19 protein-coding genes and 1 tRNA gene are annotated in these 25,329 nt (G+C 56.8%); 17 read left to right on the top strand and 3 right to left on the bottom strand.

Annotated elements, in window-relative coordinates:
- The first annotated feature begins 41 nt into the window (after positions 1 to 41).
- From DXK50_RS16310 to DXK50_RS16300, 3 genes are all read left to right on the top strand, one after another.
- Positions 42 to 3,776: a bifunctional diguanylate cyclase/phosphodiesterase gene (locus DXK50_RS16310; RefSeq protein WP_212631041.1), complete on the top strand. Its 3,735-nt coding sequence runs from the start codon at positions 42 to 44 to the stop codon at positions 3,774 to 3,776.
- Positions 3,777 to 3,792: 16 nt separating this feature from the next.
- Positions 3,793 to 3,869, top strand: a tRNA-Ile gene (locus tag DXK50_RS16305).
- 127 nt (positions 3,870 to 3,996) lie between these two features.
- Positions 3,997 to 5,091, top strand: a complete 1,095-nt coding sequence (locus tag DXK50_RS16300) for a tyrosine-type recombinase/integrase (protein ID WP_034008529.1) — start codon at positions 3,997 to 3,999, stop codon at positions 5,089 to 5,091.
- Between the two features lie 78 nt (positions 5,092 to 5,169).
- Here the strand turns inward: DXK50_RS16300 and DXK50_RS16295 are convergent, their stop codons facing one another.
- On the bottom strand, positions 5,170 to 5,928 hold the full coding sequence (locus DXK50_RS16295; RefSeq protein ID WP_212631040.1) for a hypothetical protein: 759 nt from the start codon (positions 5,926 to 5,928) through the stop codon (positions 5,170 to 5,172).
- A gap of 126 nt (positions 5,929 to 6,054) precedes the next feature.
- Here DXK50_RS16295 and DXK50_RS16290 point away from each other — a divergent pair, with 126 nt between their 5' ends.
- The 6 genes from DXK50_RS16290 (at position 6,055) to DXK50_RS16265 (ending at position 10,369) form a co-directional block, all read left to right on the top strand.
- Positions 6,055 to 6,273, top strand: a complete 219-nt coding sequence (locus tag DXK50_RS16290; RefSeq protein WP_096825472.1) for a plasmid-related protein — start codon at positions 6,055 to 6,057, stop codon at positions 6,271 to 6,273.
- 5 nt (positions 6,274 to 6,278) lie between these two features.
- Positions 6,279 to 7,046 (top strand): helix-turn-helix domain-containing protein, encoded by a 768-nt coding sequence (locus tag DXK50_RS16285; protein ID WP_212631039.1) that lies wholly within the window; start codon positions 6,279 to 6,281, stop codon positions 7,044 to 7,046.
- Positions 7,047 to 7,297: 251 nt separating this feature from the next.
- Entirely contained in the window at positions 7,298 to 8,638 is a 1,341-nt protein-coding gene (locus DXK50_RS16280; RefSeq protein WP_129482576.1) for a nucleotidyl transferase family protein, read from the top strand.
- Position 8,639: 1 nt separating this feature from the next.
- Positions 8,640 to 9,236: a dCTP deaminase gene (locus DXK50_RS16275; RefSeq protein ID WP_212631038.1), complete on the top strand. Its 597-nt coding sequence runs from the start codon at positions 8,640 to 8,642 to the stop codon at positions 9,234 to 9,236.
- A 570-nt stretch (positions 9,237 to 9,806) separates the two neighbouring features.
- Positions 9,807 to 10,076 (top strand): hypothetical protein, encoded by a 270-nt coding sequence (locus tag DXK50_RS16270; RefSeq protein WP_212631037.1) that lies wholly within the window; start codon positions 9,807 to 9,809, stop codon positions 10,074 to 10,076.
- Positions 10,073 to 10,369, top strand: coding sequence for a LasR-specific antiactivator QslA (locus tag DXK50_RS16265; RefSeq protein WP_212631036.1), 297 nt, complete (start codon positions 10,073 to 10,075; stop codon positions 10,367 to 10,369). Before DXK50_RS16270 ends, DXK50_RS16265 begins: the two co-directional genes overlap by 4 nt.
- A 92-nt stretch (positions 10,370 to 10,461) precedes the next feature.
- On the opposite strand, the gene DXK50_RS16260 is transcribed toward DXK50_RS16265, so the two are convergent.
- The gene (locus tag DXK50_RS16260) at positions 10,462 to 11,391 is read right to left on the bottom strand and encodes a restriction endonuclease (RefSeq protein WP_212631035.1); all 930 of its coding nucleotides are present in this window, start codon (positions 11,389 to 11,391) and stop codon (positions 10,462 to 10,464) included.
- A 480-nt stretch (positions 11,392 to 11,871) separates the two neighbouring features.
- On the opposite strand from DXK50_RS16260, the gene DXK50_RS16255 reads away from it, so the two are divergent.
- Positions 11,872 to 12,897, top strand: coding sequence for a beta family protein (locus DXK50_RS16255; RefSeq protein ID WP_212631034.1), 1,026 nt, complete (start codon positions 11,872 to 11,874; stop codon positions 12,895 to 12,897).
- On the opposite strand, the gene DXK50_RS16250 is transcribed toward DXK50_RS16255, so the two are convergent.
- Positions 12,881 to 13,447, bottom strand: coding sequence for a sce7726 family protein (locus DXK50_RS16250; protein ID WP_212631033.1), 567 nt, complete (start codon positions 13,445 to 13,447; stop codon positions 12,881 to 12,883). The genes DXK50_RS16255 and DXK50_RS16250 overlap by 17 nt on opposite strands.
- A gap of 486 nt (positions 13,448 to 13,933) precedes the next feature.
- On the opposite strand from DXK50_RS16250, the gene DXK50_RS16245 reads away from it, so the two are divergent.
- From DXK50_RS16245 to DXK50_RS16215, 7 genes are all read left to right on the top strand, one after another.
- Positions 13,934 to 14,974, top strand: coding sequence for an ImmA/IrrE family metallo-endopeptidase (locus tag DXK50_RS16245; protein WP_212631032.1), 1,041 nt, complete (start codon positions 13,934 to 13,936; stop codon positions 14,972 to 14,974).
- A gap of 4 nt (positions 14,975 to 14,978) precedes the next feature.
- Positions 14,979 to 15,602 (top strand): hypothetical protein, encoded by a 624-nt coding sequence (locus DXK50_RS16240; RefSeq protein WP_212631031.1) that lies wholly within the window; start codon positions 14,979 to 14,981, stop codon positions 15,600 to 15,602.
- 668 nt (positions 15,603 to 16,270) lie between these two features.
- Entirely contained in the window at positions 16,271 to 19,747 is a 3,477-nt protein-coding gene (gene hsdR, locus DXK50_RS16235) for a type I restriction-modification system endonuclease (protein ID WP_212631030.1), read from the top strand.
- A 241-nt stretch (positions 19,748 to 19,988) separates the two neighbouring features.
- Complete coding sequence (locus DXK50_RS16230) at positions 19,989 to 20,987, top strand: Abi family protein (protein WP_212631029.1); 999 nt, start codon at positions 19,989 to 19,991, stop codon at positions 20,985 to 20,987.
- A gap of 73 nt (positions 20,988 to 21,060) precedes the next feature.
- Positions 21,061 to 22,605 (top strand): class I SAM-dependent DNA methyltransferase, encoded by a 1,545-nt coding sequence (locus DXK50_RS16225; RefSeq protein ID WP_212631028.1) that lies wholly within the window; start codon positions 21,061 to 21,063, stop codon positions 22,603 to 22,605.
- Positions 22,602 to 24,104 carry a restriction endonuclease subunit S gene (locus tag DXK50_RS16220; RefSeq protein ID WP_212631027.1) on the top strand — a complete coding sequence of 501 codons (1,503 nt, stop codon included), beginning with the start codon at positions 22,602 to 22,604 and terminating at the stop codon, positions 24,102 to 24,104. The genes DXK50_RS16225 and DXK50_RS16220 overlap by 4 nt, the downstream gene beginning before the upstream one ends.
- 35 nt (positions 24,105 to 24,139) lie before the next feature.
- Complete coding sequence (locus DXK50_RS16215) at positions 24,140 to 25,024, top strand: hypothetical protein (protein ID WP_212631026.1); 885 nt, start codon at positions 24,140 to 24,142, stop codon at positions 25,022 to 25,024.
- Positions 25,025 to 25,329 lie beyond the last annotated feature (305 nt).

Here is a 25,329-nt window from a genome sequence, read left to right as displayed (position 1 = left end):
GGTCTACACTGCGACCATATCGATTCTGAAACGAGGCCGTTATGCCCCGCCTGCCGGCCATTTTGCTGTTGTGCCTGGCGTACTGGATGACTTCCGCCCAGGCCCTCACACTCAACGAGAATGAGCGCACCTGGCTGGCGGCTCATCCCGAACTGAGTCTGGGCGTCGATGCCGCCTGGCCCCCTTTCGAATTCCGTAACGAACAGGGCCAGTACCTCGGCCTGACCGCCGACTACGTGCGCTTGATCGAAGAGCGTCTCGGCGTGACCTTTCGCCCAGTCGAGCAAGGCAGCTGGAGCGCGATACTGGAACAGGCGCGCAGGGGCGAGGTCGACCTGCTGCCCGGCGTGATGTCGACTGCCGAGCGTCAGCAATACCTGAGCTTCACCCGTCCGTACCTGGACTTTCCCATCATCATCCTGGCGCGCGAGGGCGGCCCGCAACCCAAGCAACTTACCGACCTGTATGGCCTCAAGGTCGCGGTGGTAAGCGACTACGCTCCGCATGAATTGCTGCGCCAGCATCACCCCGACCTCAACCTGCTACCGCTGCCCAACGTCGCCGCCGCGCTGCAGATGCTGGCCACCCATCAGGCCGACGCCATGGTGGGCGATCTCGCCTCCAGCGTCTGGAGCCTGCGCCAGCTCAAGCTCGACGGCCTGTATATCAGCGGCGAAACACCCTATCGCTATCAGCTGGCCATGGCCGTACCGCGCAACCAGAGCATGCTGGTCGGGATTCTCGACAAACTCTTCGCCGAGCTCGGCGCCGAGGAAGTCGCCGCCTTGCAGGCTCCCTGGGTCGGCAGCGTACTGGACGCTCGCAACGCCTGGCACAAAACCCTCCTCTATGGCCTGCCAGCCGTGCTCGGCCTGCTGGCGATCATTGCCATCATCCTCAGCATCAACCGCCGGCTGAAACGCGAGATGCGCAACCGCGAAGCTCTGGAACAGGAGCTGCGCAGTCGCGAGCAGCATTTTCGCGACATGGTTGAAAGCCTTTGCGCCATCACCTGGGAAACCGATTCGAGCGGGCTCACCTACACCTACGTGTCACCGCATGCGGAGAAGCTCCTGGGTTATCCCCTGCACGAGTGGCTCGAACCCGGCTTCTGGCAGCGCCACCTGCACCCCGACGATCAGCAGCGCACTCTGCGCAACTGCCTGGAGCAGTCCTCGGCCGGCAAAGACCACTCGCTGGAATACCGCCTGCTCGCCGCCGACGGCCGCACGGTGTGGGTACGCGACATCGTCACCTTGCTGCAGCGGGGTGACCAGCAGGTGATACGCGGCCTGATGATCGACATCAGCGAAGCCAAGCAAACCGAACAGGCCCTGCGCCAGTCGGAACAGAAATTCGCCTCCGTGTTCCAGCAGTGCCCGGACATCCTGATCATCGCCCGCCGGGTCGACGGCGTGCTGCTGGAGGTCAATACCGCGTTCACCGAGCAAACCGGCATCAGCGTCGACCAGGCCATCGGCAACACCGCTACCGACCTCGACCTGTGGGGCGTGCCCGGCATCGGCCCGAGCCTGCTGCTACGCCTGCAGGACGAATGCCTGCGCAATCTGGAGCTGCCCTTTCGCCGCGCCGACGGCAGCTTGTTCACCGGCCTCATCTCCGCCAGCCCCTTCACCCTCGACAATACCCCGGCACTGGTGGTGGTGGTGCGTGACATCAGCGAGCTCAAGAGTACCCAGCAGCGGCTGCAGATATCCGAGGAGAAGTTCGCCAAGGCCTTTCACGCCTCGCCCGATGGCCTGCTGATCACCCGTCTGCGCGACGGCCTGCTGGTCGAGGCCAACGAAGGTTTCAGCCGCATCACCGGCCATAGCCTCGACCTGGTCGGCCAGCACAGCACGCTCAGCCTCGGCATCTGGGCCGACCCGAAGGATCGCGAACGCATGGTGCAGGGCGTTCGTGAGCACGGTGTGGTGCGCGACATGATCGCCCCGGTGCGCACCCGCAGCGGCCAACTGCGCCTGTGCGATCTGTCCGCACAACCGCTGTCCATCAATGGCGAGGAATGTCTGCTGACCATCGCCCGCGACATAACCGAACGCCAACGGATGCAGGAAGAACTGCAACAGGCCGCCACCGTATTCGAAAGCACCGCCGAAGGCGTACTGATCACCGACCTCGAACAGCGCATCACTGCGGTCAACCGCGCCTTCACCGAGATTACCGGCTACAGCGAGGCCGAAGCCCTCGGCCAGCGCCCCAGCCTGCTCTCCTCCGGCCAGCACGACAACGCCTTCTATACCGCCATGTGGCATAGCCTCGCGGCCAACGGGCACTGGCAGGGGGAAATCTGGAACCGGCGCAAGAACGGCGAACTGTACCCGGAGTGGCTGACCATCAGCGCCGTGCGCAACAGCGACAATCAGATTACCCACTTCGTCGGCGTGTTCGCCGACATCTCCAGCCTCAAGCATGCCCAGGCACGCCTCGACCACCAGGCCCACCACGACCCACTGACCGGTCTGCCCAACCGTCTGCTGTTCGAGAACCGCCTGCGCAGCGCTCTGGACGGCACGCGTGCCGACGACCAGCTCGGCGCCGTGCTGTTCCTAGACCTCGACCGCTTCAAGCAGATCAACGACAGCCTTGGCCATCCGGTCGGCGACCAGTTGCTCAAGGCCATCGCCGAACGCCTGAGGCTGCAGTTACGCGACATCGACACCGTGGCTCGCCTCGGCGGTGACGAATTCATCATCCTGCTGCCCGGCCTGCACCAGTTGCAGGATACCGAACAGGTCGCGCAGAAGCTCCTCGCCTGCTTCGGCAAGTCGTTCCAGCTCGACAACCACGAGTTCTTCATCAGCGCCAGCATTGGCATCAGCCTCTATCCCGCCGACGGCCAGGACGTGGCCACCCTGGTGAAGAACGCCGATGCGGCCATGTACCAGTCCAAGGCCAAGGGGCGCAATCGCTACGAGTTCTACACCCGCTCGCTGACCTTCGAAGTCAACGAACGCATGGCCATGGAACAGGAACTGCGCCGCGCCCTCGAACGCAACGAACTGTGCCTCTACTACCAACCCAAGTTCTGCCTGCGCAGCCAGAGCCTGGTGGGCGCCGAAGCCCTGGTGCGCTGGCCGCACCCGGTATTTGGCGACATCCCACCGGATCGCTTCATCCCGGTGGCCGAAGAAAGCGGTCTGATCCTGCCCCTGGGCGATTGGGTACTGGAGCAAACCTGCCGCCAGTTGCAGGCCTGGCAGGAAAGCGGCCGCGGCTTTGGCGCCCTATCGGTCAACCTCGCCGGCGCGCAACTGCACCAGCCCAGCCTGCTGCCGCGCATCAGCGAGCTGCTGCAACGCTACAACCTGGCGCCGGGGCTGCTGCAGCTGGAGATAACCGAAAGCTTCATCATGAACCAGGCAGGCGAAGCGCTGGACATCCTCCACCGCCTCAAACAACTCGGCGTACAGCTGGCCATCGACGACTTCGGCACCGGCTACTCCTCGCTCAGCTACCTCAAGCGCCTGCCGCTGGACGTGCTGAAGATCGACCAGTCCTTCGTCCGTGGCCTGCCGGACGACCCGCACGATCTGGCGATCACCCGCGCCATCATCGCCTTGGGCAACAGCATGCAACTGACGGTGATCGCCGAAGGCGTGGAGACCAAGGCCCAGGAGCTCTGCCTGGCCGCAGAAGGCTGCCTGCAGATCCAGGGCTACGTGGTCAGCCGTCCGCTCTCGGCCGATGCCTTCGCCCGGAAATTTCTCCCGCCAGGTCAAGCGGTTGGCGCTGGCGAGAACGCGCCGGTATAATCCGCCGGCCTTCTGGGGGCCTATAGCTCAGTTGGTTAGAGCAGAGGACTCATAATCCTTTGGTCCACGGTTCGAGTCCGTGTGGGCCCACCACCTTCAAAGCCGCGCACTGCGCGGCTTTAAGCTTTTCAGGGTTGTGGCATCTGGATCAGCCCATGGTCCAAAGGTACAAAATCGGTACAGTACTGGTTAGCCAGTCTGCCTTTGGAGTCCTTATCTGATGGCAACAATCGTCAAAACCCCTGCCGGCACATGGAAAGCCGTAGTCCGAAAAACGGGCTGGCCGACCAACGCCAAAACCTTCCGCACCAAGCGCGACGCCGAAGACTGGGCACGCCGCACCGAAGACGAGATGGTGCGCGGCGTGTACATCCAGCGCAGCGGCTCCGAGCGCATGACGCTGGAGAAAGCTCTAGAGCGCTACCTGTCCGAGGTGACGCCCAGCAAGAAGCCCACTACGCGCAAAGCCGAAGCCACCAAGGCCAAGCAGTTGATCCAGCACCTGGGCAAATACTCCATGGCCGCCCTCTCCGCTGAAGTCATCGCCAAGTACCGGGACACAAGGCTCGGCACCCTGAGCAAGCGCGGCCTCCCCACCAGCAACAATACCGTGCGGCTTGAACTGGCCCTTCTCAGCCACCTTTTCACGGTAGCTATTCAGGAATGGGGCCTGGGCCTTACCTTCAACCCGGTGCTTAATATCCGCAAGCCGAGCCCGGGGGATGGCCGCGACCGGCGACTGTCCGCCGACGAAGAAAAGCGCCTGCTCGCTGCGGTGAACAACCACAGCAACCCCATGCTGGGCTGGATCGTCCGAATCGCCTTGGAAACGGGCATGAGGTCGTCGGAGATAACCGGCCTACGTTGCCATCAGGTAGACCTGAAAAAGCGCGTGGTGCGGCTCGCAGACACCAAGAACGACAGTGCTCGCACCGTTCCCCTTACCAAGCTGGCAACCGAAACATTTAGGGCCGCCCTGGAGAACCCTGTTCGCCCCAAAGACTGCAATCTGGTGTTCTTCGGTGAACCAGGTAAGGACGAGAAACGTCGCCCCTATGCCTTCACCAAAACCTGGGGGCTGCTGAAGAAGAAACTTGGGATGCCCGATCTGCGCTTCCACGATCTACGTCATGAGGCGGTCAGCCGGCTGGTCGAAGGTGGCCTGTCCGATCAGGAGGTCTCGGCCATCAGCGGCCACAAGTCGATGCAGATGCTCAAGCGCTACACGCACCTGCGCGCTGAAGACCTTGTCAGCAAGCTGGATAAGCTGGAGAGGAAAACGACCAGGCGCAGTAAGCAAACTTCTGACAACTGATCAAAAACCACGCAGTCGAGGCGTTTTTCAGCGACCTCATTGAGAGCATGAAACTGCCCCAGCTCCAGTCACCAGCCTTCAGGCATCGTCGTTGTCTGGCTTGTAGAAAAGATCCCAGCTGCTCTGGTGCGTGACGCGAGGGTCTTGTCCGTATACTGGGGCCGACGTGAGGCCGAGAGATTTCCTCTCTTCCAACTGCCGCTCCCACGGGCGATCAGTGCCTAGAACCCGACCAACATACTGAGCACGAGACTCTTCTCGGCCCTCCCAAGCCCTGACAAGCTCCTGGTACTCATCGCTGGCCGCCAGTCGATAAGCCACGTCAACCAGATCACTCCCAACCCAATGCGAAAAGGGAAGCGTCCTCTCAACTGCCGCAAGACGCGCTTCATCGCTCTCCAGATCGACCTCACCCTCTTCATACAGTCGCTTTGCCAGGGCAATGGCCTTGCTGAAATACGCATCAGCACCAGGCTGCTCCGCATGAAGAAACTCAGGGAAGGTCAGCGCCGTTAATGGCGCCACATGACCATTGGCCGCATCGGTCACGCCAGTAACCAGCCAGAACGCATATTTCGGCCACAGGTGGGCAACCGACTCGATCATGGCTGAGGTCGGTTTCTGCTTGCGCGAGAACGCACTACGCCACCGGGCAGACGGAATGCCTGTGAGCTGGGAGAGCTTTTCCCAGAAGCCGCGACCAGCGTACGGCGGTTGACTCCACAGGCTGAGCAGCGCTGAGAACGGCCCTTCGTGCCCCTTCAGGCTCTCAAGGTCAGCCGGAGTCATCTGCTCCTTCAGAATCAGAATGACGCGGTCTTCAATCGTGCTTGACATCGTAAGCCTTCGATCATAAAAAGAACTAAATGTCTAAAATATGGACATTTAGTATTTTTTTGGGACTCTTACGCCTTTTTCGCGTAATGAGCGCAGTGTATCGCAAGCCATACAAGGAGTCGCAAGATGACAGTCGAAGAAACCCTGCTCAACCGCTACGGAGGATCACCACTGCTTTCCCTCGAGCAGCTCGCAGAGGTGCTACATCGCAGCAAAAACGGCCTGAGGATCTCCCTGAGCGGCGACAACGAGCTGTCCGCGAAGCTGCGCTCGTGCAAGGTCAAGATCGGCCGGCGGATCTATTTCAAAACCTCTGCAGTCGCTCGCGTCATCGAAGAAGCCTGATCGCTATGAGCATCAAAGCCATGAACTGGGCATGGGAGCAGCCGCTCCCGCCTGTGCCGAAGCTAGTCCTCATGGCGCTCGCTGATAACGCAGATGATCACGGCTACTGCTGGCCGAAGATGAAGACGATTGCAGCGAAGTGCAGTACTTCGGAGCGCACCGTCCAACGCACTATCAAAACCCTGCTGACTGCCGGTCTGCTTAGGAAGGACGCTCGATTCGATGCCAGCGGCCGGCAGGTTTCCAACGGCTACACACTCGCTTTGACCTACCCCGACAAATTGTCACCCCCGGCTGGTGACATCGCCAGGGAGGGTGACACCACTGTCACCCCCGGGGTGACACAGCTATGTCAGGGGGAGGGTGACATAGCTATGTCACCCCTAGAACCACCATATGAACCCTCATATGAATCATCAGTACGCCGCACGGCAAAACTGACGCGGCTTGGTGCATCGGAGAGTCAACAGGTCGCCCTGTTGATCAGCTCCGCTCCTGCTGATCAACAGGAAGCGATCACCTCCCAACTGTTGACCGCCCTGGCCAAGGGAACCATCCGTACTTCCCCATCACGCTGGTTGAACGCTGTCATTCGACGGACAGCGAGCCACATGCATCCACAGAATGCGCCAGGGCTGTCTGAAGCGGACTATGTGAAACGTCTGGTTCAAGGCGGAATATCGCATGAGGACGCTCAGCGCATTGCCCAAAAGACCTTTAGTCGCCATGTAATGGCAGCACCACGAATCGCAAACGCTCCCTTCGATCATTAAGCAGATACCCAAGACACCCTCCGATACTAGCCATAGCTAACTGGTGAAGGGCGTTCAGCTCTTATCTTGCTTTTACTGATATTGAACGGGAGAATGGCCAACCAGCTAGAAATATTGCACTCAATAAACTAACCATAAGAGCAATAGCACCAGGCGCAAGCCAATGACCAATTCTGACTTTACTATGAATCTATAACTTTCAACCTCGGCACGCCACAACACCCATATGAACACATAAGGAAATACCCAGCATGCCACGCAGGATTCCCGATAAAATAATCGCACTACTTGTTCTCCTAGCAGCAATTACCATTGCTGCCTATGTTTTTTTTAGCATCTCAGACCCAGTATCCTACTTCATTTCGGCATCATTCTTTTTCATTGGCATTGTAGTATCATATAGCATTGCATCAACAGCAGGATTTGATGCGGCACTTATGCACTTCAAAGAGGTCATAATTGGATCAACAAATATCGGGCTAACTTCAATTAAAAAACTATCCGAAACCCCACCCGAAGAACTTTCAAAAAGAACAAAGAGCAGCTTTAAATTTCTTGGCATAGCTGGCGAGAAATTTCTTAGAGAGACACTAGAGAAAGTCGATTTTTTTAGAAGAAACAAGAATCCAGATCTCGTTAAGATAATGCTAATGGATCCATTTAGCGATGATCTTGAGCGCCTAAGCAGCAACAAAAAACTTCAAACTGAATACAGAAATAAAATTATCGCCACGATAGCGACCCTAGCCAAACTAAGAGAGGACGGCTATCACTTCGAGGTCAGGCTGTATCCTAAAAAGCCACCACTAAGACTGCTTATAATAGATGACTGTGTTACGGCACTATCAGTATATGAAGCAGACTCATCCGGCTGGAAGAATGCGCAGCTCATTTTTGATGGAAAAAACAACGACGACTCCCTCGCCCCCTATTTTGTTGAAACATTTGACGATCTCTGGGAGCGTGGAATAAATATAAACCTAGACCAAAGAAGCAAAGCTTTGTCTCCTTACTTGAACGGCGCAAAGTCAAACAATAGAGACAAGATTGGAATGGTTCACGGAAGGTTTCAACCATTCCACCATGAGCATTTCGAGTATATTCTGCATGGAGTTGCGAATTCTGAGACATGCCTTATCGGCATTACTCAACCAAACATAAATTGTGTTAGCGAATGCGAGATACTTCCTCATCGCGGTACACCCGAAGGCAACCCGTTCACCTTTGAAGACAGAAAGAGGATGATAGCGCTGTCACTAGAGCGATGGGGAGTTCCGCCTGAGAGGTATCAGATTATTCCTTTTGAGATTGACAATCCAGAAGTAGCGATCCCCCACCTTAAGCAAGATCACACTGCAGATATAGTTCACTATATACGCTTGTTTAGTAATTGGGAGCTGTACAAAAAAGAACTTCTTGAGCAGGCCGGCATGAAGGTCATAGCCTTTCAGCCTCTTCACAGTGACTTCATGATGAAAAACGTCACCGGGACTCTTGTTAGAGAGCTAGTGTCATCCAAAAGAAATTGGAAAGATTTTGTCCCATTCGGGACCAAGCAAGTCATCAACGCGGCGATGAAGCGAGGGGCATGACATGTTTCTTTCGGATATTGAAATTAGAAAAGCCATTCAGAATGGTGATTTTTCTATTTCACACAATACCATCCCTGATATAAGATCCGCCTCCATTTGCCTGCACCTGTCAGAAAACATAATAATACCATATTACACATCTCACGAGGTAGATATTCGCAGGCCGGAGACGTACCCGACTTGTATTGCCGAGCGCATCACCCCATCTAATGGACACCTCCTTTTACCCGGCGACTTCATACTCGGCTCTACCCTTGAAGGAATTGCTTTTTCGAATTCTTTAGCAGGCCATATTTCCAACATATCAGGCCTGGCCAGACTAGGTCTAAATACAATCTTATCAACCTATGTATCACCCGGCTTCGGAGCGGGGCTTGCCAGACCCATTACCCTTGAGATTCATAATTCATCAATTGCGCCAATTAGAATATTTCCAGGAATGCGCATTTGTCATTTACTATTAGTTAAACTTAGCAGCACAGCACATAGTGGTTACGACCATAGCAACCCTGGAAAGTATCTGACCAACGCACCCCAGGGCTCTGAATTCCATAAGGACACGGGCTTATTTAGCGCTGAAGCGCCGTGCAACAAATAATGCAAACACTAACCCCATCATAAAACATAACGATCTGCTGAAGGCTGGAGTCAGTCTATGGCGGCCGACAGCTTCTGGTAGATATCTTCAGGCCGCCTCCCTAAGCATTTCTCGAAGCGGAGGGCGCTGAAGAGCTTTGAAAATCTTTCTTGCTGGCTTCAGCTCCGACCAAGCCTCCTCCTACGCGATCATTCCCTCCTACGCCCCAGTATGTTGCCATTCGTAAACCCTCGGGCTAGAGTGCGCCCGTCGTGGTAAGTCCCACGACCGGGTGTGACAACCCGATTCGTTCGAGGCGCGGTAGCGCCATAGTTTAAGCACCAGCATACGATTGCTTGGTTGCTTAACTTCTATGGCGGGCCGTGTGGGGCAGGCTTTTGCCTGGCCGGTTCCCTCGGACGCCGGTTTGTCACCCCCGCACGGTCCGCCACCCATATCCGAGTGACAACGGCGGGTGACGGCTCCTTAATCGTCTGAGGAGCACAAGGAAAATGCGCTACCCCTTTTTTACCCGAGAGCTCCGCCTTGGGCTTCAGGTCTTGCTGTTCACCTCTGACCAGGAGGTGCGCCATGGCTGAGTTCGAATCCTGCGTCATACCTTTTCCACTGCAGCGAAGCCCGCTGCATGAATCCGAACGCTCTCCTCTACCCTCCGAAGCTGCAGCTGAACTACGCGGCGTCATGCTCGGCAATCTGCTTGATCAACTGGCTGAACCGGATGGGCTACAGCCGGAAGATCTGCGCGTACGGATCGCTGCTTACTCAGCTCTGGATCTGCTCGATGAGATGGTCGTGCTCTATCGCCGAGCCCTATCCGAGGCGCGAGGAGGTCAGAGATGAGCAAAGGTGTGATGACCTACCTTCCACCTCACGACGGCCACCCAGGTGTTGAAATAACCTGGGCCGCCGACTGCAGGGAAGCATTCAACCAGGGCGCCAAGTTGGCCCAGAGCTGGCTCGATAATGCTCGCAGCGGCTGGCTCTGGGCGGTCATGATCGCCGAGCGCGATTTACTGCCATGCGCAATAGAACGAAGAGCCTTCGAAGTGGGGTTCCTCAGCCGCCTTCATCAGTACATTTACTCTCACAGGTGCCGCATTCACTCGACCAAACCTCTTCCTCTGACGCTGTGAAGCATGGTTCGTGGCCGGCATTGCCGGCTCACGTCAACTATAACGAGCATTCAGAAATAGGCTAGGAAGAGTACGTCCGGTCGCTGGATGAACTACCCGCCACCTGAGGCCACCATCTGGTAGTAGCTGAGATAAATATTACCCGTCTGCGCCGCGTAGCGCTTCTTTCGTAGCAACAGGCTCGTGAAGTCGATCCGCTCTTCAAAAACTGCCATGAGGTCAGCGCCATCCATTAGAAGAATCGATGCCCCACCGGCTTGGTGGGCAGCCACGCCGTCAGCCGAAAACCCGTTGATAGAGAGGAACACGCCTAGAGTATTCTCAAGCTTCGACCTCACCTTATCGGAGAATGCCGCAAGGTCAGCCTTGTTCACGAGTTCCTTCTGCCATTTTGCTTCGAACAGGTACTCAGTACCATCAAGCGAAAAGGCACCGTCCAGCTGCTCGCCAAGGTTCTTGAACGAAGCCTTCGGATCTAGATCGAACAACTCGAAGAGTTCATACATGACACGCTCTAGCTCAAAACCACGACTTTGCGCACTGTCTGAACTGACCAATGCCATGTAGCGGGCCTTGATCGCCTCAAGCTTTTGACGCACCGCGGCGTTCTCGCGGAGTCTCGCGGCTGCCAGTTCCTGGCGGCGCTTGATATCGTCCTGCTCCCGTTTAAGGTCCTGATGCGGCTCGACAAGTTGCTTCAACTGATTGACCGCGCTCTGCGCCTTTTCCACCTTTTGCGGCCCGTCGTCTAGGCGCTTCAGATGCGAGAAATCCGTGATTTTACAAAGCTCGTAGCAGATCTTCGTCAAATCACCCAAGTACGCGCCTGGGTTTGCCACGAGGTAGTCCACTACGTCGGACGCAATCTGCCGCTTGTAGTTCTCCCAGTTAAAGCCGCTCAAAATACCTGGATTGGATAAGCAGAGTTGAAGGAACCCTCGCAGCTCAGACTTGTACCAATAGACCGAGCACAGCGCTTCTTTGAGGGCCATGATCCCCGCTGGTGAAAGTTGCCTCGCCATAGGTGACTCCTTGCTCTTAGTGGCTAACGATTAAGCGAACGGGCAGGCAAAGCGTAGTTTTAAGTTGCCCAGCGAACGAAGTGAACGGCAGCCGAGCGCATAGTTATGCCTCAACACCTCGGTCAGGGCCACCCATCGGGTGAGCTTTTGAGTTGAAAAATACAGATTCACTGCAGGGAAGCCACTCAAAGGGGCCCAGTCCGCTTGAGTGCTCCGCACCTAAGCCACCTGCACAGGAGCGCACCCGAATGAGGCGAGCGGATCAATGCCCCCGATGTAGATTGCCGGTATGTCTTTACTGGCATTCCGAACCAGAGCACCGATCAGTAAAAGTGGCGAACTAACGCCCCTAAATGCAGCATTTCGCCGGCTCTCATAAAGCGGAGCGCTGGGCGCTGCAATTAGACGCAGGTCTGATTGAGTGAAATAGCGATATCAAAGTGCTATACATTCTTCCATTCACAGCACCAAGGAAGAGCAATGGCCAGGTATCCACAGCACCCACAGTACATTCCAATCATCAAATGGCAGTCCTGGGAGCAGAGAGCTCTTGAGCAGGTTGAGACTGCACTGCGCCCGCGAGTTCGGCCATGCATTGAGGTTCGCACCTCCAAGCAGCACCTGAATTTGATGAACAAGCTTCAAAAGGTCTGGCAGCAGGAGGTGCTGGTGGACTATGCCAACCCTAGTGGCCAACTGACCCACACTCGCCAAACCGAGCTTCTAGATTTTCTTCAGCATGCAGTACAACAAAAGCTGTTGGTCTCCCCAGTAGTGGGTCCGTCGTACCTTGCGACCTTGGGAGCGAGGTTCACGAAGCTCGCGGCGTCTCTACCTTTTGTAACCATACGGCTGCGCTTGAGCGCACTTTCTGTGCCGGCCGACAAATTGCAACTTGCACAGGGAGCGTTTGCCTGGCTCAAGGCCGCAGGCATCAAAAGCACTCTGATTGTTGATCTTGGCGTGAGCCCGAAGGACTGGCAGCCCTCAGAGGTCAGCAGCTTTAGTCAGGATTTGCGGTCTCTCGCAGCAATTGGCTACGAGTCGATTCACGTTATCTCTGGAGCTTATCCAGCAAGCCTGGCGTCGGTAAAAACAGGTGCCGCGACCTTCAAAAGGACAGATTGGCTTTTCTGGAAGGATCTGAACGCCAACGTGCCGGAGTTAGCGGTGGGTTTCGGCGATTATGGAACGCTATCCCCAGAGTGGACAGAGCAGATTCTGGAAAGGCGCAGCAACCGCATCGCATTGCGCTATACCCGGGATGATAATTGGTTGATTCTGCGGGCTGGCGGTAAAACGTCGAGTGACTCGATTGCTATATCTGAGATATTGGTGAATACCTACCCGAAAGATTTCAAGGGAGCTGGGTATTCCTTTGGCGACCTTTTGCTGTCTGAGCGAGCTGACCCCAATATCCCGGTGAAGAAGAAGCGCTGTGGCCACTACCACATCACCGAAGCATGGAGCCACCACATCGCATACGTGCTCAAAGAGCAGTACTGACCATGGTTTTTGCCCGTTCAATAAGGCATTGGCGAACCCTCTCCTTGAGTGAACTCAGGGGGAGGAGCTCAGCAACCTTCGCCTGGATGACGTAGAGACTTTTGCTCTTGAAGCCTCGGGTGACCCCTTGCTCCTCCAGAATCCGCAATGCCTCGTCGCGCTTAAGCAAGGTGACAAGCACGTCGGGCTCGTGGCGCTTGTTGGGCTTGGCTTTGCGCACCTGCCTAAAGGCTTTTCCCTGCACCTCGGGCACCACCAGCACGCCCCACCAGGGCGGCAGCATTGGCATTGCCTTTTTCAAGTGGCATTCCGCGGTAACTAGAGTGACCTGATCAAACGCTCTGGCATAGCGCGAACCCTGACCCACGAGGCGTTTCAGGGAGTCTGTTGCGCTTTTGATCTCATAGCAATGCATGTCCGCAACTTGAACCAGGTCTGCGCGGATCTCACCACCATTGAGCTCCACCTCTTCCAGAAAATGAAAAGGCGTGTCGGACGCGCCGGTTGCCAGGTGTTGAGTCAGGGCAATTTTGATTTCTGCTTCGCGCATGGCTGTTTCTCAAGGAGGCGGCAATCATGCCGGAATCTCGCAACCTTGGGTGCGATTCCCGACATAACGACTGAAGTCTGACTACTGTATCATTCTATGCAAATATGCTAATAATATAGCATGAATCGCCTTAAGCCATTACCCCTAATCATTTCCGAGCTACTGCAGTTCTTTACCGCAAGCGGTAGTGGAACAAGCGCTGATATCGCCAGACGAACAGGCATCAATCAATCGCAAATTCATCGCAATCTCTTTGGTAAGCCTAAGCGGGTCACTGAGACGCATCGACGCTTATGCAAATATGCAAAAATACCAATCGAGGTAGAAGCCGCAGACCCTCGCTCAAGCGATATTCTAATGAGGGCGCTCGCCTCAATCTGGGACGGGAGCGACGCCCATGCTCGCCGGCTTGCGCGCCTGCTCTTTGCACATAACCAGGCAGGCATGGGAAAATGAACCAAGGAAAGGCGTTAGAGGAGGTTGCATATGCATAACGCAAAGACTCCGATAACCGTTAAATCCGCATTCGAAAGCCTCCAAGCTGCAGGTTATCCTCGAGCATATGTCACAAAGCTTCTGCCTGATTGGTGGGACAACAGCCTTCTAAAAACGAGCTCGGGCGTGTTCCAGTTCGCTCTGATCCTGAAGCAGCGACTGGGCCTCGAGGTTAATTTTGGGCAAGACGGCGTTCTGGCTATCAAGCCAGGAGCAGCTCGTGCCAATTTCAAACATCGAGCGGATACTCGAGTAGATGAACTCAATGTCGCAGCCGGCCTCGGCATCGCCTTGGCACGTCTAGCGATATTTGCAACCCGCGAGCCCTACAGGGAATTGCCTGCTGAGCCTTCAGAGATCTATCGGTTGGTTCGGCAGCGCTCCGGGCGTGCCACGGTTGACTATGAAGGACTGCTGGACCTGTGCTGGGCGCATGGCATCCCAGTACTTTTCCTGAAGGAAATGCCAAGAAATACGAAACGTATGACCGGAATGGCGGTCATGGTCGAAGGCCGTCCTGCGATACTGCTTGGCTACAACCACGCCCAGCATTCCAAGCAACTTTTCGTCCTTGCTCACGAGCTTGCGCACATCCTGTGTGGGCATGTTCAGGACAACGGTATCTTGATTGACGAGGACATCGCCGATGTCCGTGAGAGCCTTGAAGGAGGAGCACAAGTTCGACGTGATGATCAAGAGCTTGAAGCAGATGCTTTCGCTTTAGGGCTGATCAGAAATGGTCAAATGACCATAGTGCGACAGATTCCTCGGCAAGGGTCTGCCGCTGTCTTGGCCTCTGCTGCGATGAGGATCAGCCAAGATACAGGGATTGATCCAGGGCATCTGATTCTTTCCTATGCGAAGGAGCATGACGACTGGATAGGGGCTATCCAAGCTTTGAACTTCATTGAACAACCAGTCGGCGCTATCGAGCTACTTCGGCAGCGATTTCTAATTAACACAACCTTGGATGCCATCAGCGAGGAAAGCGCTGAGCACCTACTATCCATGCAGGGATTTGGGGGACAGTAGGACTTTGTATCTGCTCGACAGTGATGCCGCTAAGAAAATCTGCCAATACCACCTGCTTCATGAGTTAGCAGGGGCGCTGAGGTGCGGTCTTGAGAGTTTTGCCGTGCTGCCTCAGCTCAAGTTTCAATTGAGACTTGCGAACGACGGAAAAGCACTCGCCAAGCTTGGAACCGTAGAGGCCGTTGATCTCGCTCGACAGCTGGTAGGAGCTGCTACGGAGGTTGAGATCCTGGCAGAGTCCGCTAATCCTCTTCTCCAACTTAGCAGGCCCGATATCGATTCTGGAGAGGTGACGCTTTTCGCTGCGTTGCATGGCAATGATGCTGAACTTCTAAGCAGTGACAAACGAGCTTATGTGGCACTCTCCAAGGTGGAGGGTGTGCCAGAAACGGAAGATCTATGGGCTAGACTCCTCTGCTTGGAAGAAGCCCTCTACCTCATTCTGCGCAGCACAGACTTTCAGCTTGTGTCAGACAAAATTCGGGCAAAACCCAGCGTCGACACTGCTGTGAGCATTGCGTTCGGACGTGCGGCAGCAAACGCTCCCGAGGCTGTTTTCGAGGCCCTGTTGAGCTATATGCGGGCCTTAGTGGAGGACACTGGTGGTAGGTACATCCTCCCCGAGTAACATCCCTATGCCGCACGGTCTGACCGGTCCGCAAACCTAAGATCTCGAAGCTTGGAACATGCTCAGGAAAGCCTGGGCAGTTCGGAGTTATTCGATGTCACCAATTCAGTCCAGTCTCTGTCGGCACGGCGCGCCTCCGAGCGCAGCACTTGCGTTCAGACTCGTGTCCGTGGATCTGTCGTTATTGCGTCGATGTTGATGTCGATGGCGTGTGCAGCCGAGTAATGTTGACCTGCCCTCGCCCAACACCTAGTGACGTCGGAGCCCCACACGCTTCTACCCAGACACTCAACCCAGCAGTTCAGAATGCACAGAAAAGGCGAAGGGCAAGATAAAAGGAGGCGGCACTTCGTTGGCCTGAAAAGCAGTCTGCACGGGGGTTGGAGACGGCACCCAATCAATGCACCTGCGTGCCGCCTACACCGCAAACCTGCGCCAGCACTGGCTCTGAGGCGTGCCTAACACGCCGAACTACGATCAGGCTGGAGGTTCTCTGGATCGTCTTGCATTGACGGTTAGCTGTCCGGCCAGCTAGCCGATACGCACTGGGTCACCGAGTGGCTCAACGCCATGGTCAAACTCGGCTCATCTTGGTTAAGCTGCCCTCACTTACGCGCGATCAAGCCATACAGGGCTTATTAAGTGGGAACGCAACCGAAGGATCGATCATGGCGGCCAGCAGTAACTTTGCCTTTCTCCAGGAACACGACCCCGTTTTCCTGCAGCTTGCGAGCACAGCCGAGCAGGTCTTCGCCAGCGATCCCAACACCACACTGATAAAACTGCGCCAACTCGGCGAAGCGCTGGCTCAGGACTTGGCCAGCCGTGCCGGTATCGAGTTCGATGCCACCACCACCCAGTCCGACCTGCTATACAAGCTCAGCCGCGAGATCCAGCTGGATCAGAATATACGCAGCCTGTTCCATACCCTGCGCGTCGAGGGCAACAGGGCCACCCATGAGTTCCGCACCCAGCATCGCGAGGCCATGGATGGTTTGAAGGTCGCCCGCGCTCTGGCCATCTGGTATCACCAGTCGTTCGGCAAGAATGCTCATGCGTTCAAACCTGGCCCCTTCGTCACCCCCGCAGATCCCAGCGCACCGCTGCGCGATCTGCAAAGCCAGATCGAACAGCTCAAGACGCAGCTCAGCGAGTCCAGCCAGCAACTGGAGAGCAACCAGAAGCTGGCCGACCTGCTCAAGCAGGAGGCTGAAGAATACGCCGTGCTTGCAGAGCAGATGGATGCCGAATCACGCAGCCATAAGCAGTTAGCAGCCGAACACGAAGCCGCATTGCAAAAACTGCGCAGCGAGCACGAACAAAGCCTCAAAGCCCTGCAGCAGCAACTGGCTGCCCAGCCACAAGCCAGCCAACAGGTAGCTAAGCGGACTCAGCAGGCCAGCAGCAACTTCGATCTCTCTGAAGACCTGACCCGCATCTTGATCGACCAGCAGTTGATCGACGCCGGCTGGGAGGCCGACTCCCTCGACCTCACCTACGGCAAGGGAGCACGCCCGGAGAAGGGCAAGAACAAGGCCATCGCCGAATGGCCCACCAGCAGCCCCAAAGCATGCGCCGACTACGTACTGTTCGCTGGCCTCACGCCCATCGCCATCGTTGAAGCCAAGCGTAAGCGCATCAATATCGCCGACCGCATCCCCCAAGCCGAGCGCTATGCCCGCGAGTTCAACTTGGCGACAGAGCATCAGCAGCCCTGGCTACTGGCCGGCCAAGCTCAGCCCTGGAACGATGGCCAGGGTGGTCACTTCCGCGTGCCCTTTGCCTTCGCCTGCAACGGCCGGCCCTTTATCAAGCAGCTCGCTGAACAGTCCGGAACCTGGTTCCGTGACCTGCGCAGTCCGGCCAATACACGCCGTCCGTTGCAAGATTTCCACAAACCGGATGACCTGCTCGACCTGCTAAAACGCAGCCAGGCAGACGCCGAGGCCAAGCTCAAGGCCGAGGGCTTCTCCTACCTCAAGCTGCGCGACTACCAGGAGAAAGCCATCCAGGCCGTGGAGCAGGCCCTGGCCAACAATCAGCGTGACTGCCTACTGGCCATGGCCACCGGCACCGGTAAAACCCGCACCATCATTGGCCTGATGTACCGATTCCTGAAGGCTGAACGCTTCAAGCGCATTCTCTTTCTGGTGGACCGCAGTGCCCTAGGCCAACAAGCCATCGACTCGTTCAACGACACAACGCTTGAGCAGAACCACACCCTGGCGCAGATCTACGACATCAAAGAGCTGGGCGACATGGCTGCCGAAGCGGAAACCCGCATTCAGGTGGCCACCGTGCAGGCTATGGTCAGCCGCATCTTCCGCTCGGATAACCCACCTCCCGTGGGCGAGTTCGACTGCATCATCGTCGACGAAGCCCACCGGGGTTATACCCTCGACCAGGAAATGACCGAAGGTGAGTTGGCCGTGCGTGATCACAGCCAGTACCTCTCGCAATACCGCCGAGTGCTCGACCACTTCGACGCCTGCCGCATCGGCCTCACCGCCACCCCGGCTAAGCACACCAGCGAAATTTTCGGCAAACCGGTATTCACCTACAGCTACCGCGAGGCCGTGGCCGACGACTGGCTGGTGGATCACGAACCACCGATCCGCTATGAAACCCAGCTTAGCAAGCACGGTATCCGCTTCGAGAAAGGCGAGTCGGTCAGCGTCATCAACACCCAGACCGGCGAAGTCGACGTAGCCGAGCTGGAAGATGAACTCAGCTTCAACATCGAGTCGTTCAACCGCCGCGTGATCACCCCGGCCTTCGACAAGGTCATCTGCGATGAGCTGGCCAAGGAGCTGGACCCGTTCGGCGAAGAAAAGACCATGATCTTCTGCGTCAACCAGGCCCATGCCGAACGGGTAAAAAACCTGCTCGACGAAGCGTTCAAGGCCGCCTACGGCGAGCAATACAACGAAGCGGCCGTGCGCATCATCACCGGGCAAAGCGACAAGGTTGAGCAGCTTATTCGCCGCTACAAGAACGAGCCCAACCCCAATATCGCCATCACCGTCGACCTGCTCACCACCGGTATCGACGTGCCGAAAATCTGCAACCTGGTGTTCATGCGCCGGGTGCGCTCGCGCATCCTCTACGAGCAGATGAAAGGCCGCGCCACCCGCCGTTGCGACGACATCGGCAAAACCGTATTCCGCATCTACGACCCCGTCGACCTTTACGCCAGCCTGGAAGCGGTCGACACCATGAAGCCCCTGGTGAAGAACCCCAATGTCTCCCTGGAGCAACTGGTCAGCGAACTCACCAGCGGAGCCAGCCATGACGCACCCGGCAGCCAGGACGACAGCAGCCACGCCCATGACGTGCTCGACCAACTGAGCCAGCGCGTCATGCGTATCCTGCGCAAGGCCCAGCACAAGGCCGAGGACAAACCCACGCTGAAGAAAAAGCTCGATGAGCTGCAAGAAGTGTGGGGCGTTGAGCCGGCCCAATTACATAAACACCTGCACGACCTTGGCCCGCAGCAAGCGGCCAACTTCGTCCGCCAGCACAGCCAGTTGCTCAACCAGCTCGCTGCCGTCAGCGCCCTGCTCGGTTCGGAGAACTACCCGGTTATCTCCACCCACAGCGACGAACTGCTGCTGCGCGAGCAAAACTACGGACAAAACCAGAAGCCGGCTGACTACCTGGAAAGCTTCAACGACTTTATTCGCACCCAGCTCAATCAGTCCGCTGCCCTTGGCGTTGTGGTCAACCGCCCCAAGGATCTGACCCGCGAGCAACTGCGCGAAGTCCGCCTGCTGCTCGACCAGCACGGCTTCAGCGAAGCCAGCCTGCAAAGCGCCTGGCGCAATCAGACCAACCAGGAAATCGCCGCCAGCATCATCGGCTACATTCGCCAGGCGGCCATCGGCGAAGCCCTGCTGCCCTTCGATCAACGCGTAGCCAAGGCCATGCAGACCATCTACGCCCAGCAACCCTGGACGCCCGTGCAACGCAAATGGCTGGATCGCCTGGCCAAGCAACTGGTGCATGAAGTGGTCATTGATCCGCAGCAGGTCAATGACGCCTTCCGCAACGACGGCGGTCTCAAAGCGCTGGATCGCAACCTGGGCGGCAACCTGGAACGGGTATTGGAAGCGTTGAATGACAACCTGTGGTCGGCTGCTGGATGAAAGGTCCGCAATCCCTCCATTTCAACCAAAGAGAAACCGCCGCACAACGTGCGGCAGGCTTTGCTGTACTGCCCTTCCGTCCATCCGAGCAGTGCCAAATACCCTGCAAAACAATGCCAAATCTCTTGCAAAACGATGCACTGGTGCATAACCTCTCACGCAACACACCCGCCATGCCTATGGTTGCTTCGGCAGCTACGCACAAATTGAGCGGGTTTTTTATGCCCGACTGTTTTTCCGCATGAAGCCCTTCAGCAAGCCAGCCATTGATATTCCTGCGCAGCTGACCCTGCTCAAACAGCGCGGACTTACCATCCAGGACGAAGCCAAGGCGCACTGCTTTCTGGAGGCGGTCAGCTTCTTCCGTCTCACGCCCTACATGCGCCCATTCCAGCTTTCGGAAGATGCCGACCACGGTTTCAAGCCCGGCACCCGCCTGCAGGCACTCACCCGTCTGTATGACTTCGACCGTCGCCTGCGCCTGCTGGTCATGGATGCCATCGAGCGCATAGAAGTCGCGGCCAGAGCCGTTATTAGCAACCACATGGGGCCGCAATATGGCTCGCACTGGTATCTGGAGCCAAAGCTCTTCCAGCGCGGCTATCGGCACCAGGCGCTGCTCGACAGCATTCGTAGCAAGCAGGACAAGGCGTTCCAGGATCATCTGCGCGAATGCCAGCGTATCGACGCCTCCCAAGCCTCTGACGTCCGCAAAGAGCAACTCAAGAGCATGCGTGCCAAGGAAAGTTACGCACGCCATTACGCCCTGACGTACAACACCCCCGACCTGATGCCCGCCTGGGCGGCCATGGAAGAAATCACCCTGGGCGATCTCTCGCACCTGTTCAAGGGCCTGGCCCGCGACGCCGACAAAAAGGCCATTGCCAGACGCCTGAAGCTACCAGCTCCGCTGCTGCAATCCTGGCTGCACACCTTGACCACCATCCGCAATATTTGCGCGCATCACGCACGCCTATGGAACCGCGAGTTGGGCATCCGTCCCGAGCTACCCAGGACGGTCAATTTCCCCTGGCCGCAACACCTGCAACAACCCGGACAACATGCCCGCCTGTTCACCGTGCTGTGCATCCTCAACCTGCTGATGCGCCAGGTTAGCCCGCATACCAGTTGGGACAGGCGTCTGCACGACTTACTGGCAGAATTTCCAGAGACCAACCTACGGGCCATGGGCTTTCCGCCCGACTGGCATAACGACACTTTCTGGCAAACATCCGACTAAGCCTCCCTATTTCCCCGTGAGCCGAATAGCAGATGTATTCGGCTCACGTCATGAGCCAATTAGAGATCACCCCATGACCAACTCCGATATCGTCCAGAAGCTCTGGAACCTCTGCGACGTGCTGCGCGACGACGGCATCAACTACAGCGACTACGTCACCGAACTGGTCTTGCTGCTGTTTATCAAAATGGAATACGAGCAGGTCCAGAACAACGACAGCTTCGCCCACAAGCTGCCCGAGGGGGCACGCTGGCCCGATCTGGCCGGCAAATCCGGTCTTAACCTGCTCGACCACTACCGGCAGATGCTGCTGGATCTGGGCAAGAACAGCGACCCGCTGATCGCCGCCATCTATGCCGACGCGCAAACGCGCCTGAAAGAGCCGCGCCACCTGGAACAGCTGATCAAGAGCCTGGACGGCATCGACTGGTTCAGCGCCCGCCAGGATGGCCTCGGCGACCTCTACGAAGGCCTGCTGGAAAAGAACGCCAACGAAACCAAATCTGGCGCTGGCCAGTACTTCACCCCGCGCCCGCTGATCGACAGCATTATCCGTTGCATCAAGCCGCAGCCCGGCGAAGTGATTCAGGATCCGGCCGCCGGTACCGCGGGCTTTCTGATTGCCGCCGATGCCTATATCAAGCAGCACACCGACGACCTTTACGACCTCGATGAGAAAGCTCGTAGCTTCCAGCGCAACAGGGCCTTCATCGGCATTGAACTGGTACCTGGGACGCGCCGGCTGGCCCTGATGAACACCCTTTTGCACGGCATGGAGGGTGATGAGGAAGGCGTAGTGCACCTGGGTAACGCCCTTGGCCAGGTCGGCGCCAGCCTGCCCAAGGTAGAGGTGATTCTCTCCAACCCACCGTTCGGCACCGCCAAAGGCGGCGGCGGCCCGACCCGTGACGACCTCACCTACAAGACCAGCAACAAGCAGCTGGCCTTTCTGCAGCATATCTACCGTGGTCTCAAACCCGGTGGCCGCGCCGCCGTGGTACTGCCGGACAACGTGCTGTTCGAGGCAGGCGCCGGCACCGAGGTGCGCCGCGACCTGATGGACAAGTGCAACCTGCACACTATCCTGCGCCTTCCCACCGGCATCTTCTACGCCCAGGGCGTAAAGACCAATGTGCTGTTCTTCCAGAAAGGCACCGCAGATAGCCCTCGCCAGGAACAAGGCTGCACCCAGCGCGTGTGGGTCTATGACCTGCGCACTAATATGCCCAGCTTCGGCAAACGCACCCCCTTTGGCGCGCAACACCTCAAGCCCTTTGAAGAGGCCTACGGGGATGACCCGAACGGCAATAGCCCCCGCGCCGAAAATGTCGAAGGCATTGCCGAACTCAGCCGCTTCCGCGTCTTTACCCGCGAGCAGATCCGCGAGCGCGGTGATTCGCTGGATATCAGCTGGCTCAAGGATGCCGATAGCCTGGACGCCGCAGACCTGCCCGCCCCGGAAGTGCTGGCCGGAGAAGCCATGGCCGAACTCACCGAAGCCCTGCATGAGCTGGAAGAGTTGATGAAAGCGCTGGATGCGGGCGATGAAGTGGCGGCGCAGAAGCAGTTGATGGCCGAGGTGATGGGGCTGGCGGTGGTTGAGGGGAATGGGGAATGAGTGGGTTGCCGAGTGGGTGGGTCGATGTAGAAATCGGTGAAATCGCTGAGGTAGTAGCTGGAGGCACCCCCAAAGCAAATGACGCCAGCAACTTTGAAGCTCCTGGCGCTGGGATTGCTTGGCTCACACCTGCAGATCTAAGCGGTTACAAAGCTAAAGAAATTTCCCACGGCTCACGAGATCTTTCACAAAAAGGTTACGAATCCTGCTCAGCCAAATTGATGCCAAAAGGCAGCCTGCTCTTCAGCAGCCGCGCACCTATCGGCTATGTAGCATTGGCCGCTAATGAAATCTCCACCAATCAGGGTTTCAAGAGCTTTGTTTTCCCCAAAGAAATCGACCCTAGCTACGCCTTCTACTATTTAAAAAGTATTCGTCAACTGGCCGACAGCCTTGGTACAGGTACAACGTTCAAAGAGCTTTCAGGAACTACAGCCAAGACACTGCCGTTCCGTATGGCACCTGAGAACGAACAAACACGCATCGCCCAAAAACTTGATGAACTACTGCCCCAGGTCGACACCCTCAAAGCCCGCATCGACGCCATCCCCGCCCTGCTCAAACGCTTCCGCCAATCCGTCCTCGCCGCTGCGGTTTCGGGCCGATTGACGGAGGAGTGGCGGAAATCCAACGATCATGCCGTTGATATAGCAAACGCGGCCCAAATACACCAAAGCGAGTGGCTTGCTGCCAGGGAGCGGGAATACCAGAGAAAACAAAAGGGATACTGCGAAAATACAATTCTCAGAAAATTCAAGCCTGCGCCTTTTCAGGAAGACGGGACTTTACCTCCATCCTGGCTGACAACAAGCCTCTCGAATTTGGCAGAAGTAACAGACCCCAACCCCTCGCACAGAATGCCGAAGTATACCGATACGGGAACGCCTTTTATTTCCACTGAAAATTTCGGGAATAACGGGCAAATAGACTTTTCTATTGGTAAAAAAGTCACCGAAGAAGAGCTTGAAGCCCAGCGAGCTCGCTATGAAATTCAAGAAGGGACTTTTGCATTTACCCGGATCGGGACAATCGGCAGGTCAGTATTCCTACCAACTCCCCACAACTACTGCATCTCTCATGCGGTAGCAGTTGTACAGCCTTACACTAAGCTCACTGCTCCGAAATTTCTGAAACTAGTCGCCTCTGCCCCGTCAACACTATCTCAAGCTACTGACGGAGTTCAGAGCGTAGGGGTTCCAGATTTAGGGGTTGGGAAAATGAAGAGCTTCAAAATCCCAATGCCTCCAATTGATGAACAAATCGAAATCGTCCGCCGCGTCGAACAGCTCTTCGCCTTCGCCGACCAACTGGGAGCCAAAGTTGCCTCGGCCAAAAGCCGTATCGACCACCTGACCCAAAGCATCTTGGCCAGAGCATTCAGAGGCGAACTGGTGCCACAAGACCCGAACGACGAACCGGCCAGCGTGCTGCTGGAACGTATCCAAGCCCAACGCGCTGCCGCCCCCAAGGCCAAGCGCGGCAGAAAGGCCTCGGCATAGACACGCCATTCATCCGCTAACGCAGGAGCTGCCGCATGAACCCCAAGGACTGGATTGATTTGCTGCAGCGCTTGTTTGCCTGGCTCAGTGAGCGGCGCAACCCGGTACGCCAGCAGGCGGCACGCGTGCTGGAGACCTTTGAAGCTCATGGGGTGGCCCGTACTGAGATCAATGCTCTGCTGCCGGAGGCGCTACAGCTTTCGGCTTACCAGTGGTCGAGTGCCGATCAGCTCAAGCTGGCCTTGCGTCAGGCACATCTGGATTGGCTCGATCAGCATTTCGCGCTCGAAGAAGGCTGGCTAACCGGGAAAAGCGACTCAGCCCACCAACACCTCTTCAGCTACAAAGCGCCGGAACGGTTACATCAATGGTTTCAGGAGCAGCGCACACCCGAGGCAGGCTTCGAGTTCAAACTGCATCTGGTTACACCCGACACCCGCGAAATCGGGCCGGGCTCGGAAGGGTACTACGCCCTGGTTCTGGAGCAATTGGATGAGGATCTCTCGGCGTGTAGGCGCTTTTACCATCTCACTGAAGGTGGAGATCTCAAGCATTGGCCGAGCCTGATTCATCTTCTGCAGGTGTTGGCGATTGCCCATCACCACGGTGCCATCATGCGCCGCTCGCAGCTGGATGCAGCGTCCCTGTATCAGCTGAGCCACCATAAAGGGCTTATCCCCAACTGGCTGGACAGGTGCCGCCCTCATCTGCTGGAAGCCGACCATGAGCTATGGCCGCATTTTTCTGGGCGTCCCTCCTGGCTCGAGGAGTTGCGTGCAGATACCGAGCAGGGGCTCTGTGGTGCTCAGCTGATTGAGGTCATTGAGAAGATCCGTACGGACACTCAACGTTTCTCGCGCCAGTCCGGCACGCGACACAGTGACAATAGCGTTTCTGAGGTACAAAAAACGGTACGCTAGCGGTACAGTCCCTAGCTTTTTCAGGTTTCGCGAAATTTCGCTCAAGCCCAGTAACCACGATGCTTTCAGCTTATTTTGCTTTCGTTGAGCTGCTCGCGATTTTACTGAACTTGAGGCATTTCTCGGCAACTCATAATCCTTTGGCCCAAGGCTCAAGTCCTGTGGCACCACCACCTTTCAAAGCCGCGCATTGCGCGGCTTTGTGTTTCTCGCCCCCAGCACTAGCTGCGCCCCCGCAGCACCACATTTTCCCTGAACCTTTGCCCCTCTCGCCCAGTCGGCTTAAAGAACCGTCGCGCTTTGCG

Source organism: Pseudomonas sp. KB-10, from assembly GCF_018221585.1.
GTDB lineage: Bacteria > Pseudomonadota > Gammaproteobacteria > Pseudomonadales > Pseudomonadaceae > Aquipseudomonas > Aquipseudomonas yangonensis.
Note: the sequence above shows the minus strand (reverse complement) of the source record. Positions and strands in the feature narration are given on the sequence as shown.

Bases quoted from the DNA above. Each gene is read 5' to 3' on its own strand.
- DXK50_RS16310 (WP_212631041.1), top strand. From the start codon at position 42: ATGCCCCGCCTGCCGGCCATTTTGCTGTTGTGCCTGGCGTACTGGATG.
- DXK50_RS16300 (WP_034008529.1), top strand. From the start codon at position 3,997: ATGGCAACAATCGTCAAAACCCCTGCCGGCACATGGAAAGCCGTAGTC.
- DXK50_RS16295 (WP_212631040.1), bottom strand. From the start codon at position 5,928: ATGTCAAGCACGATTGAAGACCGCGTCATTCTGATTCTGAAGGAGCAG.
- DXK50_RS16290 (WP_096825472.1), top strand. From the start codon at position 6,055: ATGACAGTCGAAGAAACCCTGCTCAACCGCTACGGAGGATCACCACTG.
- DXK50_RS16285 (WP_212631039.1), top strand. From the start codon at position 6,279: ATGAGCATCAAAGCCATGAACTGGGCATGGGAGCAGCCGCTCCCGCCT.
- DXK50_RS16280 (WP_129482576.1), top strand. From the start codon at position 7,298: ATGCCACGCAGGATTCCCGATAAAATAATCGCACTACTTGTTCTCCTA.
- DXK50_RS16275 (WP_212631038.1), top strand. From the start codon at position 8,640: ATGTTTCTTTCGGATATTGAAATTAGAAAAGCCATTCAGAATGGTGAT.
- DXK50_RS16270 (WP_212631037.1), top strand. From the start codon at position 9,807: ATGGCTGAGTTCGAATCCTGCGTCATACCTTTTCCACTGCAGCGAAGC.
- DXK50_RS16265 (WP_212631036.1), top strand. From the start codon at position 10,073: ATGAGCAAAGGTGTGATGACCTACCTTCCACCTCACGACGGCCACCCA.
- DXK50_RS16260 (WP_212631035.1), bottom strand. From the start codon at position 11,391: ATGGCGAGGCAACTTTCACCAGCGGGGATCATGGCCCTCAAAGAAGCG.
- DXK50_RS16255 (WP_212631034.1), top strand. From the start codon at position 11,872: ATGGCCAGGTATCCACAGCACCCACAGTACATTCCAATCATCAAATGG.
- DXK50_RS16250 (WP_212631033.1), bottom strand. From the start codon at position 13,447: ATGCGCGAAGCAGAAATCAAAATTGCCCTGACTCAACACCTGGCAACC.
- DXK50_RS16245 (WP_212631032.1), top strand. From the start codon at position 13,934: ATGCATAACGCAAAGACTCCGATAACCGTTAAATCCGCATTCGAAAGC.
- hsdR (WP_212631030.1), top strand. From the start codon at position 16,271: ATGGCGGCCAGCAGTAACTTTGCCTTTCTCCAGGAACACGACCCCGTT.
- DXK50_RS16230 (WP_212631029.1), top strand. From the start codon at position 19,989: ATGAAGCCCTTCAGCAAGCCAGCCATTGATATTCCTGCGCAGCTGACC.
- DXK50_RS16225 (WP_212631028.1), top strand. From the start codon at position 21,061: ATGACCAACTCCGATATCGTCCAGAAGCTCTGGAACCTCTGCGACGTG.
- DXK50_RS16220 (WP_212631027.1), top strand. From the start codon at position 22,602: ATGAGTGGGTTGCCGAGTGGGTGGGTCGATGTAGAAATCGGTGAAATC.
- DXK50_RS16215 (WP_212631026.1), top strand. From the start codon at position 24,140: ATGAACCCCAAGGACTGGATTGATTTGCTGCAGCGCTTGTTTGCCTGG.